A 14272-nucleotide genomic window follows, 5' to 3' on the forward strand; every position below is an offset into this window, starting at 1 on the left:
ATCAACGCTTGTTGCGGATGGGAACGGCCATTTCCTCAGGCTTGATCTCGCGCACCAGCTCCGGCACCCCCCAGGGGAACGCCGGATCCACCTTGATCTTGAAGTGATACATGGACTGCATCGCCTGATGGTCTTCCGCGCGGAAGGTCATCTTGCCCTTGGGCGTCTCGAAGCTCATGCCCTCCATGGCCTTGATCAGCTTGTTCGTCGAGGTGTCGCCATTGGTCTTCTTCAGCGCCTCGACCACCGCGATCGCTGCGCTCATGCCGCCGGCGGTGAAGAAGTCCGGCGGGTTCTTGAACTGGCGGTAGTGGTTGGCCACCAGCCACTCGTTGACCGGGTTCTTCGGGATGCCGAAGTAGTAGTAGGTCGCGCCTTCCATGCCGGGGAACTGCTTGTAGGCGGCCATCGCCGGCAGGATGTTGCCGCCGGTGGCGATCTCGATGCCATAACGCTTCAAGTCCAGGTCCGCGATCTTGAACGGATTGCCCGCACCGGCCCAGATGATGAAGATCACCTTGCGGCCCGGCTGGTCCTTGAGCTTGTCGATCAGGCGCTGCGCGCCGGCGGTGAAGTCGGTGGTCGTCGTCGGCAGGTATTCCTCATGGACGATCTTGGCCTTCTTGATCGCGTCCTTGAAGGCCTTCACGCCGTCGCGGCCGAAGGCATAGTCCTGCGCCAGCGTGGCGATCACCGTGCCTTGCTTGTCCAGCGCCACCGCGTTGGAGATCGCGTCCTGAGAGGAGTTGCGTCCGGTGCGGAAGATGTACTTGTTCCACTTGTCGCCAGTGATCGAATCGGCCACCGCGGGCTCAACCAGCAGGATCTTCTTGTACTCCTCGGCCACCGGCAGCATCGCCAGCGCCACGCCCGAGGAGGTCGGGCCGACGGCGATGTCGGCCTTGTCGTCGCCATAGGCGGTGGCCAGCAGGCTCTTGCCCACGTCGGGCTTGCCCTGGTCGTCCTTCTCGATGACGACCAGCTTCTTGCCGGCCACGGTCATCGTGCCGCCGGTGGCGTACTCCAGGCCCATCATGAAGCCGGTGGCCGTCTGCTTGCCATAGGCTTCCAGCGGGCCGGTCTTGCTGTAGACGTGGGCGATGCGGATCTCCTTGCCCTGGGCCAGCGCCGAGGTGGGCAGGGCGAGGGCGGTCAGAGCGGCTGCAGCCAGCGTGCCCAGGGCGAGGCTTCGCCGGGTCGTCGTCGTCGTCATGGTGCTTGTCTCCTGAGGTGAGGCGCCTCGAAGGTGGGCGCGATCGCAGCGAGCATGACGCAAGCGCCGTGCCCAGGCGCACCATCCTGGTGAAAACCCGCGTTCTCGCCCGGTGCACGGGCCAAAAACGACACCGGCCCGCGTCAGAGCGGGCCGGTGCTGATCGTTCGGGTGTCCGGATTTCAGTCGTTGTCTGAAATACAGGCAGTCGACCGGACTTCAGGCTGGCTGGATCCTGAACACGCCGACGGTCTCGTGCAGCACATCTTGCCGGTGGCCACTGCAGCCGCGTGGTCTAGGTTTTGGCCAGATCCGGCCAGCGCGTCAGTCGCTCGTACAGCGAGGCCCGCGAGATCTGCAGCAGGCGCGCTGCCGCCATGCGGTTGCCGTCGGTGAGCTGCAGCGCCTGGGCGATGGCCTCGCGCTCCAGGGCCTCCACGCGCTCGGGCAGTGGGCGTATCTGGCTGACGTCGCCGTCCGCCGCTGAGCCAGGTGTGGCAGCAGCTACCGGTCGGGCTGTCTCGATCGGAGCGGGCGCGGCCGCAGCGCCGCAGAAGCTGCCCTCGGTGAGTTGCAGCTCGTCGCTCATCAGGCAGGCTTGCTCCAGCGTGTTGCGCAGTTCGCGGATATTGCCCGGCCAGGGCTGGCGAGCCAGCCAGTCCAGCGCACCGGGGCTGAGCAGCTTGGGCAGCATGCCGCTGCGCCGCGCGATGTCTTCCATCAGCGCCTCGGCCAGCGCCTCGATGTCCTCGCTGCGTTCACGCAGCGGCGGCACGCGTATCGGCAGCACGTTCAGTCGGTAGTACAGGTCGGCGCGGAACTCGCCGCGCGCGACCATCGCGGCCAGATCGCGGCTGGTGGCGGCGATCACGCGCACGTCCACCGGCACGACGGTGTTGCTGCCCAGCGGCTCGACCTCCTGCTCCTGCAGCACGCGCAGCAGCTTGCTCTGCAGCGTCAGTGGCATGTCGCCGATCTCGTCGAGGAACAGCGTGCCGCCGTCGGCGATGCGGAACTTGCCGTCGCGCCCGCGCCGGTCGGCGCCGGTGTAGGCACCGGGCGCGACGCCGAAGAACTCCGCCTCCAGCAAGGTCTCCGGCACGGCGGCGATATTGACGCTGACCAGCGGCTTGTGCGCGCGCTGCGAGGCCGCATGGATCGCATGGGCGAGCAGCTCCTTGCCGGTGCCGGTCTCGCCGAGCAACAGCACGGTGGAGTCGGTCTGCGCAACGCGGCGCGCCTGGCGCTTGAGTTCCATCGCCGCCGGGCTGGCGCCGACAAAGCTGGCGATGGTGTACTTGGGCCGGCGGTTCTTCACCTGCTCGGCGGCGAGTTCGCGGCGTGCCTCGTCGAGCTCGCGCTGCAGCCGGCCGAACTTGGAGATCAGCGGCTGCATATTGGTTTCGGGGTGGTCCAGCAGCACCAGGCCCAGCGCGCCGACGACGACGCCGGCGTCGTTGCGCAGCGGCAGGCGGCTGACCAGGAAGGTGCCGGCCTTGTTGGTGAGCAGGTCCACCAGCATGGGCCGGCCGGTCTCGATGACCTCGGCCATCAGCGTGTTGGGCACGACCTGCTCGACCGGGCGGCCGACGAACTCGGTCTCGCTGCCGAAACCCAGGGCCGGCAGGAAGCGTTTGTAGCCCTCGCTGATCCAGACGATGCGGTGCTGGCGGTCGACCACCATCATGCCCTCGGCCGCCTGGGCGAGCGCGTCGAACAGCGACTGCGCCGCCATGCGCAGCGCGCCATCGGTGTCGAAGGGCAATTCGGGAATCAGGGCGACAGCGGGCATCGGTCGTACAGCGGGTGACAGGAGCCGAACGAATGTAGCAGCGCCAACCGGGCAGGCGCCAGCGGGCCCGCCCGGGCCGAACCGGCTCAGCCGGGCCGCTTGCAGGCGCCGAGAGTCCTTGCTCAGAAGCGATAGCTGACGCTGGCAGTGACCTGGCGCGGCGCGCCGTAGTAGCCGGTCAGGATGCCGAGGGCCGGGATGTTGTAGCCGTCGCTGCGGTAGTCCTTGTCGCCCAGGTTGCTGCCCTGCAGCGCGAAGCTCAGATGGCGGTCGCGCTCCCAGATCAGGCCGGCGGAGAACAGCGCATGGCCGCCCTGTGCGATGGCCTCGCTGAGGTCGGTGGTCGGGTAGACCTTGCTGCGCGCGCTCACGCCAAAGCGCGTGCGCAGCACGCCGCCGAAGGGCGCGTTGGCGCGGTGCTCGATGTTGAGCGCACCTTGCGCGTCCGGCGTGTTGGAGAACTTCTTCTGCGCCGCGACGTTGACGCCGCGGTCGAAGTACTCCTTGAAACGCGCATCGAGCAGCGCCAGATAGCCGCTGAGCGTCCAGGCCGCTGCCGGGCGCCAGAGGAACTCGAACTCCGCGCCGTCGATGGTGGCGCGGCCGGCGTTGGTGAAGTCGCCGAAGAAGCCCTGCTGCCCGTTGGGCATCGTGTAGGAGCTGAACACCGAGAGCTGCACATTCTTGTAGTTGTTGTGGAACAGCGCAGCATTCACCTCCAGGCGGCCCTGATCCAGCACCGTCTTCATGCCCAGCTCGTAGGAGTCGAGCACCTCGTCCTTGAAGGGCTTGGACGAATCCGGCACCGCGGCGACGTTGGCACGCACGTTGTAGCCGCCGGACTTGAAGCCGCGCGAGGCGCTGGCATACAGCGTGGTGGTCGGGCTGATCTTGATGTCCAGCGCCAGCTTGGGCGCGGTGTTGCTGACCTCCAGGCTCTTGTCGAAGTTGGACAGCGTGGCGATCGGCGTCGTGAAGCTGTCGTTGGCATAGGCCTGGTTCAGCACCACGGCGCGCTTGCTCTCCTGCGTGTAGCGCAGGCCCGCGCTGACGCCCAGTTGCGGCGTCAGGCGCCAGCTCCAGTCGCCATAGGCGGCACGGCCCTTGGTGTAGACCGTGCCGCCGGTGATGCCGAAGGACTGGAAGGGCGTGCCGGCGATGAAGGTGCTGGCCACGCTGCCGCCGGCCTGGCCGTCGAAGTGGTACAGGCCCAGCACGCCGGAATGGCTGCCGCCGCCGTCGAAGCTGAACTGCAGCTCGTTGCTGCGCGAGTGGTCCTTGTAGCTGGCGCGCACGTCGGCGATCTTGGCCGGCAGGCCGTCGAAATCGATCGCGGTGACAGTGTCGCTCTCGCGCCAGGCATGGATGTACTTGGCGGCCCAGGCCTCGCTGAGCTGCCAGGTGGCGCTCAGTGCATAGCCGCTGCTGTCGGTCTTGTTGGCGTTCGCCATGCCGGTGTTGATGTCGTAGCGGCTGGTGCTCAGCGGCGCGCGCGTCGCATCCCAGAGATTGGGCCCGAGGCGCTGGAAGCCGCGCATGTTCGAGCCGTCACGCGTGCTGTCGGCACTGAGTTGCACGGTGATGGGCGTGCCGGTCGGGAAGAAGCCGAGCTGCACGCGGGCCGCCTGGGTGTCCTGGTCGGAGACATCGCTGCCGTCGGCGAGGTTCTTGCCATAACCGTCGTGCTGCAGGCTGGCCACCGCGACGCGGCCGCGCCATTGGCCGTCGCCGCTGGCGCCGCCCAGCGCCAGGCGCGCGTTCACCTGGCCGTGGTTGCCCAGGCCCAGCGAGGCCGAGCCTTCGGTTTTCGTGCCCAGCTTGCGCGAGACGTACTTGATCGCGCCGCCGATGGTGTTCTTGCCGTACAGCGTGCCCTGCGGGCCGCGCAGCACCTCGATGCGCTCGGTGTCGAAGACCTCCAGCAGCGCGCCCTGCGGACGGGCGATGTAGACATCGTCGAGATAGAGGCCCACGCCGGGATCGACGCCCCACAGCGGATCGGCCTGGCCGACGCCGCGGATGAAGGTGGTCAGCGTGCTGTTGCTGCCGCGCGAGGCGTAGGCGGTGAGGCTGGGCACCTGGCTCTGCAGGTCGCCGAGATTGCGCACATTGAGCGCCTCCAGGCGCTGCTCGCTCATCGCGGTGACGGCCACCGGCACGTCGCGCAGGCTTTCCTCGCGGCGGCGCGCGGTGACGGTGACGGTCTCCAGCGCGGTGACATCCTTGCTGGTCGCATCGGCCTCAGCCTGGCTCTTCGGGGCAGCACTCTGTGCGCTGGCCACTCCTGGCAGGGCAAGGGCGGCGGCCAGGGCCAGGCTCAGCGGATGGGGCGTGGGTTTGCGGCTCATGCATCGTCTCCATGTTCTGTGTCTTGGATGCCCGTTCTGGGCGTTGCCGGCCGGACGCGAGGCGTCGGCTGCAGACGCAGAGGTGCAAATGCCGTGCCTCGCGGCACTGCCCTGGTGCAAACCATGAGTGCAAGGGGCGTGGTCGCTGCAATCCGCTGCACCGGCGCCGGGCGAGCGTCTTGAAGTCAGACAGGGTGCTGGCCTGTGCCTGTCCGAAAGCCAGGCAGTGGCCAGGCTTCAGACAGTCGGCGGCGCAGGCTGCGGCTCGCGCTGCTGCGCTATGCGGCGCCCAACGAAGGGTGCTCTCGCGGCCCGGCTATGCTTTACCGGTCTGCAAGCTTGACAAGCACAGGAGAAGTCCATGAAGCCGGAGCGTCGAACCCTGTTGCAGCGGGCCATCCCGCTGCTGTGCATCAGCGCCGCTCTTGCCGGACTGTCCCTGCCGGGCCGGGCCCAGCCACCCGAGGGCAAGGGACAGGGCAAGGGCAGCAAGCATGGCAAGGGCGAGGCCCATGGCGATGACGGTGCGGGCGTGCACGTATCGATCGGCATCAGCGTCGAGCAGGCGCGCAGCTACGCGGTGCAAGGCGGCTTCACCGGCTACAAGCCGCTGCCGCCGGGCATCCGCAAGAACCTGGCGCGCGGCAAGCCGCTGCCACCCGGCATCGCCAAGAAGGCCGCGCCCGCCGCGCTGCTGCGGCAGCTGCCGCAGCGCCCCGGCTACGAATGGCAGGTCTGCGGCACCGACCTCGTGCTGGTGGCGGTGGGCACGCTGATCGTCGCCGAGGTGCTGAAGTCGGTGTTCGACTGAGGCTGCGTCAGGGCGCTTGTGAGGCGCCCGCTGCCCTGCACAGTCCCTCAGTCAGACCACGGTGTGCTGCACAGTGGGCAACAGGTGGGCTTGTCGCCCAGCCGCAGCCGCATCGTCACGTCGCCCTCGCAGGCCGGACACAGGCCGTCTTCGGGCACATGGCCCTGCAATGCATCGCGGCGCAGGATGCGGGCTCGCGCAGCCGCCGCCTTGCGGGCCGGTGAATTTGCCTCTTCCTCCAGCAGTTTCTGGACGGGCCGCTTGAGCATTCGCAACTCCTGCAGGGCGTCCAGTTCGGTCGGCGGATCGCCGAGGTGCAGGCGTCCGCTGGACGGCGAGTTCACCTCGATCACCAACTGCCCTTGCTGGGGAGAGTCTTTGACGTCGACGCGGTACAAGCCACGGCAAACGAGTCCTCCGGCGACATCGTCGGCCAGGCTGCGTGGCGGGGCGGACAGATCGTTGAAGAACCGCTCGAGGTCGCGTCGGGCGAGGTTGATCTTGCCGACACAGCCATGCAGGGCGGTGCCTCGGATGACCACGATGCCGGCCTCCAGCGAGATCACGACGTACTTGCCCTTCACGGCGCCCGGTGCCGGCAGGCCCGCGGCCTCGAAGATGTCTGCATAGATGCCGGCCGGCCAGCGCGCCGCAGCCCGCGACTGCGCGCCGTTGGCGTCCAGCTCCGCCGTCACGTAGGCGTCCAGCAATTGGCTGAGAAAGTCGTCGTTGCCCTGCAGTTGTTGGGCCAGTCCGCTGGACTCCTTCAGCAGGCCCGGCGCCCGCCGGCGGATCAAGTCGGCCATCTCGCGCGTGTCAGCCAGGTGCCTGCCCACGCCGCCTTGATGGCCATGCAGCAACTGTTCGTAGGCCCGGACGCGCTGCACGAGCTGGGCGGACGCCGCCTTGCCCAGAGCCAAGCCTTGCTCGTGGCCCGCTCGCCAGGCGCGCGCGCTCTCGTTGACTCTGGCGTGCCGCTGGACGATCAGGAGCAGGGCCAGCACGCAGCAGATCAGCAGCAGCACGGCAAAGATGACAATCTCGACCATTCGTCTTCCTTGCGTGGGTCCGAATGGGCGATCCGGCCTGAGCCTTCAGCCGTCCATCCTTTGCTGGAACACCAGGCCAGCGTGCTCGCGCAGCGCGTGGAACTTGATCTTGGGCCAGTTCTCCTGCATCGCGCGCAGCTCGCCGGCGTATTCGAGCAGCACGGTCGGCGCGTTCACCGCGTCCCAGGCCACGCGGTGGGCGTTGTGGTCGATGAAGCGGCGCAGCTCCTTCTCGCCGCCGTCGGCCTCGTCGCAGGTGACCCAGCGCGCCACGTTGTAGCGCGCGCCGGTGACGCGCGCCTTCACGCCGTATTCATGCTCCAGGCGGTGCGCCACCACCTCGAACTGCAGCTGGCCCACCGCGCCGAGCAGCAGCACGCTGCCGGCCTCGGGGCGGAAGACCTGGATGGCGCCTTCCTCGCCGAGCTGGCGCAGGCCCTCGCGCAGCTGCTTGGTCTTCAGCGGATCGGCCACCTCGACCGAGCGGAACATTTCCGGCGCGAAGAAGGGCAGGCCGGTGTACTGCAGCGCCTCGCCTTCGGTGATGGTGTCGCCCAGCTGCAGCACGCCGTGGTTGGGGATGCCGATGATGTCGCCGGCAAAGGCCTCGTCGAGCAGCTCGCGGCGTTGCGACAGGAAGCTCACCACGGTGTTGGGGCGCAGCTCCTTGCCGCTGCGCACCACTTTCAGCCGCATGCCGCGCTCGAAGTGGCCCGAGGCCACGCGCACGAAGGCGATGCGGTCGCGGTGCGCCGGGTCCATATTGGCCTGGATCTTGAACACGACGCCGCTGAACTTGGGCTCCTCGGGTTCGACCACGCGCTGCAGCGCGGCGCGATCGCCCGGTGCCGGCGCCAGCTCGACCAGCGCGTCCAGCACCTCCTGCACGCCGAAGTTGTTGACCGCCGAGCCGAAGAACATCGGCGTCTGGCGGCCGGCGAGGAACTCCTCCAGGCTGAACTCGGGCGCGGCCTCGCGCACCAGCTCGATCTCGCCCTGCGCGTTCTCGTACTGCAGGCCGAAGCGCTCGGCATAGGCCGGGTTGTCCAGCCCGTCCAGCACCTCCTCGGTGCCGGCGACGCGGTCCTCGCCCGGTGCGAACACGCGCATACGCTCTTGGCGCAGGTCCATCACGCCGTGGAAGGCCTTGCCCATGCCCACCGGCCAGGTGAAGGGCACGACGGTCATGCCCAGCTCGCGCTCGATCTCGTCCATCAGCGCCAGCGGCTCCTGCACCTCGCGGTCCATCTTGTTGACGAAGGTGAGGATGGGCGTGTTGCGCGCGCGGCAGACCTGCAGCAGACGGCGGGTCTGCGGCTCCACGCCGTTGCCCGCGTCGATCACCATCAGCGCCGCGTCCACCGCGGTCAGCACGCGGTAGGTGTCTTCGGAGAAGTCCTGGTGGCCCGGGGTGTCGAGCAGATTGATGACGCAGTCGCGGTACTCCATCTGCATCACCGAGGAGGCGACCGAGATGCCGCGCTGCTTTTCGATCTCCATCCAGTCCGAGGTCGCATGGCGGCTGGCCTTGCGCGCCTTCACCGAACCGGCGATCTGGATCGCGCCGGAGAACAGCAGCAGCTTCTCGGTCAGCGTGGTCTTGCCCGCGTCGGGGTGCGAAATGATGGCGAAAGTGCGGCGGCGGCGCACTTCCGTGGCGATGCGGGACGAGGTTTCGGTGGACATGGCGGGCGGGCGTGGAGCGAACCCGCGATTATCGCCGCGGCTGGCCTTTGGGGCCGGGCCGCGGCCCGGCGCCGCCCTTTCATTCCTCCAGCAGGCTGCGCAGCATCCACGCGGTCTTCTCGTGGATGTCCAGGCGCTGGGTCAGCAGGTCGGCCGTGGGCTGGTCGTCGGCTTTGTCCACCAGCGCGAAGAGGCTGCGCGCAGTGCGCGCCGCGCCTTCATGGCCGGCGACGAGGATGCGCACCATCTCCAGCGCCTTGGGGGGCGTGGCCGGTGCGTCCGGCAGCGAGCTCAGCTTGGCGAACTGCGCATACGAGCCCGGCGCCGCATGGCCCAGCGAACGGATGCGCTCGGCGATCGGGTCGACGGCGTTCCACAGCTCGGTGTACTGGGTCATGAACATCGCATGCAGCGAATTGAACATCGGACCCGAGACGTTCCAGTGGAAGTTGTGCGTGGTCAGGTACAGCGTGTAGGTGTCGGCCAGCAGCCTGGACAGACCCTGCGCGATCGCGGCGCGATCCTTGTCGCCGATACCGATATTGATGCTCTGCGTCGCCGCGGCGATCGCGATGGCCGGGCGCTGGGCTTTCTTCTTGCTCATGGCAAACATCCTCTTGTGGTCGGGACTTCCGACTGTAGCCAAGCGTGGCGCGGTCGGCCTTGATCTGAGCCGGCCGGACGCTTCAGATGCTGCTGTAGCGCATCCAGTCGTTCAGGTGCTGCACATTGAGCGCCGTGCCGGCGGCGACCAGGGCCAAGCCGAGGACACGGCGGCCGCGTTGCATGACTTTCATGATGACTCTCCTTGCATGCCGGGTGTGAGGCGGCATTGGCGAGCATTCTTGACGGCGTCGCCGTGGCGGTCCAGTTGAAAGGATTCAGCGCCGCGATAGCCAAAGGCCGCGGCCAGGCCGGGGGCCGGATCAGGACAGGCGCTTGACGCCCTCCAGCGGGCAGTCGTAGATCGCGTTGCGCAGCGCGGCGATCGCCTCGTAGCGCGTGAAGGTGCGCCGCCAGGCCAGCACCACACGGCGCGTCGGCGCCGGCGGGGCGAAGGGGATGAAGCGCAGATGCGGCTGCGGCTGCTTGGGCACCGACAGCGCCGGCACCACGGTGACGCCCATGCCCGAGGCCACCATGTGCTTGATGGTCTCCAGCGAGCTGCCCTCGAAGCTCTTGCGTATGCCCTCGGCGTCGCTGGAGAAGCGCGCGAACTCCGGGCAGACCTCCAGCACATGGTCGCGGAAGCAGTGGCCGGTGCCCAGCAGCAGCATGGTCTCGCTCTTGAGCTCCTGCGCGGTGATCTCCTGGCGCTCGGCGAAGGGGTGGTTGGCCGGCACGGCCACGACGAAGGGCTCGTCGTACAGCGGCGCGATCGCCAGGCCGGTGTCGGGGAAGGGCTCGGCCATGATGGCGCAGTCCAGCTCGCCGGTGCGCAGCATCTCCAGCAGCTTGACGGTGAAGTTCTCCTGCAGCATCAGCGGCATCTGCGGGTAGTGCTCGATGACGCCCTTGACCAGCTCGGGCAGCAGATAGGGGCCGATGGTGTAGATGATGCCCAGACGCAGCGCGCCGGCCAGCGGGTCCTTGCCGCGCTTGGCGATCTCCTTGATCGCGCTGGCCTGCTCGATCACCGACTGCGCCTGACGCACGATCTCCTCGCCCAGCGGCGTTACCGACACCTCGCTGGCGCCGCGCTCGAAGATCTTCACGTCCAGCTCTTCCTCGAGCTTCTTGATCGCGACGCTGAGCGTGGGCTGCGAAACAAAGCAGGCCTCGGCGGCACGGCCGAAATGCCGCTCGCGGGCAACGGCAACGATGTAGCGCAACTCGGTCAGTGTCATGTTCTGGCTGCCTCCTGGGGGAGCAAGCCTACCGCGTTCGCGGCTATGCGTGATCGGGGATCGCACGGCTACACTGCGGCGCCTGAGACAACACCACCGACGCAGACCATGAGCACAGAGCGCAAACCCGTGAGCCTGCCCCGCCTGCTGGACATGCATGCCAAGGGCGAGAAGATCGCCATGCTGACCTGCTACGACGCGGCCTTCGCCAGCTTGCTGGACGCTGCCGGCGTGGACATCCTGCTGATCGGCGATTCGCTGGGCAATGTGCTGCAGGGACGCGGTTCCACCGCGCCGGTGAGCCTGGACGACATGGTCTACCACACCACCTGCGTGCGCCGTGGCGTGAAGACCGCCTGGGTCATCGCCGACCTGCCCTTCGACAGCTACCACGCCAGCAAGGAAGAGGCCTGGAAGAGCGCGGCTGCGCTGGTCAAGGCCGGCGCGCACATGGTCAAGCTCGAAGGCGGTGGCTGGACGCCGGAGACGGTGCGCTTCATCACCGAGCGCGGCATCCCGGTCTGCGCGCATCTGGGCTTCACGCCGCAGACGGTCAATGCGCTGGGCGGCTTCAAGGTGCAGGGGCGCGACGAGGCCGGCGCCGCGCGCATGAAGCGCGAGACGCAGGAACTGATAGCCGCCGGCGCAGCGATGCTGCTTTATGAAATGGTGCCGGCCGCGCTGGCTGAAGAGATCACCGCCGCCTCGCCGGTGCCGGTGATCGGCATCGGCGCTGGCGTGGGCACCTCGGGCCAGGTGCTGGTGCTGCACGACATGCTGGACATCACGCCGGGGCGCAAGCCGCGCTTCGTCAAGAACTTCATGGCCGGCGCCGCTTCGGTGCAGGAGGCGGTCGGCCGCTATGTGGCCGAGGTCAAAGCCAAGACCTTCCCGGTCAACGAGATCCACGGATTCTGAGAAGTACGACAACGATGAAAGTCTTCCACACCATCGCCGAGCTTCGGCAGGCGCTGGGTAACGGCCCGCGCGGCTTCGTGCCGACGATGGGCAATCTGCACGAGGGCCACCTGTCGCTGGTGCGCCAGGCCAAGGCGGCGATGGGTTCCCAGTTCGGCGGCGGCCCGGTGGTCGCCAGCATCTTCGTCAACCGGCTGCAGTTCGCGCCGCACGAGGACTTCGACACCTACCCGCGCACGCTGGAGCGCGACTGTGCGCTGCTCGACGGCGCCGGCTGCGACTACGTCTTCGCGCCCAGCGAGGCCGAGCTCTACCCCGAGCCGCAGGGCTACAAGGTGATGCCGCCCACCGAGCTGGCCGACATCCTCGAAGGCCATTTCCGCCCCGGCTTCTTCACCGGCGTCTGCACCGTGGTGCACAAGCTCTTCAACATCGTGCAGCCCACGCTGGCTGCCTTCGGCAAGAAGGACTACCAGCAGCTGATGGTGATACGCCGCATGGTCGCGCAGATGGCGCTGCCGGTGCAGATCATCGGCGGCGAGACCTCGCGCAGCGAGCAGGGGCTGGCGCTGTCCTCGCGCAACGGCTACCTCAGCGCCGAGCAGAAGGCCGAGGCGCTGCGCCTCTCAAGCACCCTCAAGGAAATGATCGCGCGCTGGCAGGCTGGCGAGCGCGATGTCGCCGCCATCGAGGCCGCGGCCATGCAGGCCATGCGCGATGCCGGCTGGGCACCGGACTACATGGTGCTGCGCCGCCAGCGCGACCTCGGCGCGCCTGGCGATGACCAGCCGCTGGTGGTGCTGGGCGCGGCGAAGCTGGGCACGACGCGGCTGATCGACAACATCGAGCTCTGAAGCCTGGGTCGGCTGGCGGCCGGCGCGTGTGACGTTTTGTTGCATGTCGTCCGGCCGGGCCGTCCTCTGCGTTGCATGGGCCGACGTTGCCTGGACATGCACTCTGGAGAGTTCCTGATGCGGTCCCTGCCCAAGCTTCTGTCCATGCTGGCAACGGCGCTCGCGCTGAGCGCCTGCGGCGGCGGCGACGAGCACGCCTACTACGACGACGGCCCCTGGCCGACGCCGAACCCCTTTCCCCACCCGCCGACGAACAGCTGCAGCATCACCGGCTTGAGCGCCGCGGCGCAGAGCAGCTGGCCCAGCGTGTGCATGCTGACCAGCAGCGGCGAGATGGTCTTCGAGCTCTATGACCTGGGTTACGCGCCCGCGACCGTTGCCGCCTTTCTCAACCTGGTCGCCGACGGGCACTACCGCAACACCCTGTTCCACCATGTCGATCGCGACTTCGTCATCCAGGGCGGGGGCTACACCAGCGGCCACTACCTGAAGCCCGTGCCCTACGCGCCAATACCGCTGGAAAGCAACAACGGACTGTCGAACCGGCGCGGCACCATCGCGATGGCCCGCGGCCGCAGCCCCAACAGCTCGAGCACGCAGTTCTTTATCAACGTGCTGGACAACCCGGGTCTGGACTACAAGAGCAGCGCCGAGCCAGGCTACGCGGTGTTCGGCCGCGTCATCTCGGGCCTGAACACGCTGGATGCGATCAACACCACGCCGACCTATCGCTTCAGCGCCAGCGACATCCGGCCGCGCCAGGAGGTGCTGATCTACTGGGTGCAAAGGCTGAAGTGAACTGCGTCCGGCCCCAGAGCAGCCGGTGGAAACTCAGTACTGATAGGCCGACTGGTCGCGCAGCCTAGCGATCGCCTCCCACCAGGCCTCGACGCGCGGCTGATGCTCCTGCCAGGCCTTGAGGCTGGGTACGGCGTAGACCGCGTTGTTGATCAGAGGCGTGTCTATCACCTGCATCCAGTCGGGGCGACTCTGGCCCAGCTCGCGGCGCAGCTCATGGTCCATGGCGACGGCGACATCGAAGCGCCTGCGCTGCAGCATCTCCAGGACTTGGCGCAGCGTGGCAGCGCCATCGTCAACCGTGAGGCCGTGCGCGCGCAGCAGCTCGATGGACGCGCTGAATGCACGGCGTGTGCCGAAGGTCAGTGTCTTGGGGTCCGCGCCGCTGAAGTCGCGGCCATTCCAGCGCAGCTTGCTGTCGGGCTGGGTGAGCAGCAGGAATCGCACGCGGAACAGATGGCGGCTTTCGTCGACCGATGCCACCTCGGCACTGCCACCGCCGGGGAAACGCAGCGACTGGAAATTGCGCAGGGTCGGCAGCGCCAGGATGGCTTCCACCTCGCCGCGCTCGACCGCTGCAAGACACCGTGCCGGCGGCGCATAACTGAACTCCAGTGCCAGACCGGCCAGCTTCGCGGCGTCGATCAGCAAGCGCTCCGAGCTGCCGGGTCTTGTCGCGTCGTTGGTGAACAGCGGGGGCAGCGTGTTGTCGGGCAGGCACATGCGCCAGCGAGTCGCCTGAGCCTGCGCAGCGGCACAGGCACTTGCACAGCAAGCGATCATCGTGATCACCAAGCGTGGCGGGTACTGCATGGCGCAAGCATAGCGCGGCCGGAACCTGCTGGCAGGGCATCAAGCCGCAGGTCTTGCCGTCTGTCCGGCTCAGGCTTGCAGCCCGCGTGCCTCGAGGACTCGGCACCCGTTCGCAGGCAGCCGTCAAGGCGCAGGCCTTGCCG

Annotated in this window: 12 protein-coding genes; 4 read left to right on the top strand and 8 right to left on the bottom strand. The window is 67.9% G+C overall.

Features of this window, described 5'->3' with window-relative positions; genetic code table 11:
• Position 1: 1 nt before the first annotated feature.
• The 3 genes from AC2EBS_RS10395 to AC2EBS_RS10405 all read right to left on the bottom strand — a co-directional run bounded on the left by AC2EBS_RS10395 (position 2) and on the right by AC2EBS_RS10405 (position 5353).
• The gene (locus AC2EBS_RS10395; RefSeq protein WP_484728350.1) at positions 2 to 1213 is read right to left on the bottom strand and encodes a substrate-binding domain-containing protein; all 1212 of its coding nucleotides are present in this window, start codon (positions 1211 to 1213) and stop codon (positions 2 to 4) included.
• Positions 1214 to 1508: 295 nt separating this feature from the next.
• Positions 1509 to 3005 carry a sigma-54 interaction domain-containing protein gene (locus AC2EBS_RS10400; protein ID WP_484728351.1) on the bottom strand — a complete coding sequence of 499 codons (1497 nt, stop codon included), beginning with the start codon at positions 3003 to 3005 and terminating at the stop codon, positions 1509 to 1511.
• A 122-nt stretch (positions 3006 to 3127) separates the two neighbouring features.
• Positions 3128 to 5353, bottom strand: a complete 2226-nt coding sequence (locus tag AC2EBS_RS10405; RefSeq protein WP_484728352.1) for a TonB-dependent receptor — start codon at positions 5351 to 5353, stop codon at positions 3128 to 3130.
• Between the two features lie 361 nt (positions 5354 to 5714).
• On the opposite strand from AC2EBS_RS10405, the gene AC2EBS_RS10410 reads away from it, so the two are divergent.
• Positions 5715 to 6164 (top strand): anti-virulence regulator CigR family protein, encoded by a 450-nt coding sequence (locus AC2EBS_RS10410; RefSeq protein ID WP_484728353.1) that lies wholly within the window; start codon positions 5715 to 5717, stop codon positions 6162 to 6164.
• 47 nt (positions 6165 to 6211) lie between these two features.
• On the opposite strand, the gene AC2EBS_RS10415 is transcribed toward AC2EBS_RS10410, so the two are convergent.
• The 4 genes from AC2EBS_RS10415 to AC2EBS_RS10430 all read right to left on the bottom strand — a co-directional run bounded on the left by AC2EBS_RS10415 (position 6212) and on the right by AC2EBS_RS10430 (position 10746).
• Entirely contained in the window at positions 6212 to 7213 is a 1002-nt protein-coding gene (locus AC2EBS_RS10415; RefSeq protein ID WP_484728354.1) for a hypothetical protein, read from the bottom strand.
• A 45-nt stretch (positions 7214 to 7258) separates the two neighbouring features.
• Complete coding sequence (locus AC2EBS_RS10420) at positions 7259 to 8899, bottom strand: peptide chain release factor 3 (protein WP_484728355.1); 1641 nt, start codon at positions 8897 to 8899, stop codon at positions 7259 to 7261.
• A 79-nt stretch (positions 8900 to 8978) separates the two neighbouring features.
• Entirely contained in the window at positions 8979 to 9503 is a 525-nt protein-coding gene (locus AC2EBS_RS10425) for a Dps family protein (protein ID WP_484728356.1), read from the bottom strand.
• 322 nt (positions 9504 to 9825) lie between these two features.
• Entirely contained in the window at positions 9826 to 10746 is a 921-nt protein-coding gene (locus AC2EBS_RS10430) for a hydrogen peroxide-inducible genes activator (RefSeq protein ID WP_484728357.1), read from the bottom strand.
• A 108-nt stretch (positions 10747 to 10854) separates the two neighbouring features.
• On the opposite strand from AC2EBS_RS10430, the gene panB reads away from it, so the two are divergent.
• From panB to AC2EBS_RS10445, 3 genes are all read left to right on the top strand, one after another.
• A complete protein-coding gene (gene panB, locus AC2EBS_RS10435; RefSeq protein WP_484728358.1) occupies positions 10855 to 11664 on the top strand; it encodes a 3-methyl-2-oxobutanoate hydroxymethyltransferase in 810 nt (269 codons plus the stop codon).
• Between the two features lie 14 nt (positions 11665 to 11678).
• The gene (gene panC / locus AC2EBS_RS10440; protein ID WP_484728359.1) at positions 11679 to 12518 is read left to right on the top strand and encodes a pantoate--beta-alanine ligase; all 840 of its coding nucleotides are present in this window, start codon (positions 11679 to 11681) and stop codon (positions 12516 to 12518) included.
• Positions 12519 to 12635: 117 nt separating this feature from the next.
• A complete protein-coding gene (locus AC2EBS_RS10445) occupies positions 12636 to 13316 on the top strand; it encodes a peptidylprolyl isomerase (RefSeq protein WP_484728360.1) in 681 nt (226 codons plus the stop codon).
• A gap of 33 nt (positions 13317 to 13349) precedes the next feature.
• On the opposite strand, the gene AC2EBS_RS10450 is transcribed toward AC2EBS_RS10445, so the two are convergent.
• Positions 13350 to 14039 (bottom strand): hypothetical protein, encoded by a 690-nt coding sequence (locus tag AC2EBS_RS10450; protein WP_484728361.1) that lies wholly within the window; start codon positions 14037 to 14039, stop codon positions 13350 to 13352.
• Between the last annotated feature and the right edge of the window lie 233 nt (positions 14040 to 14272).

Source organism: Roseateles sp. T103 (assembly GCF_057219915.1).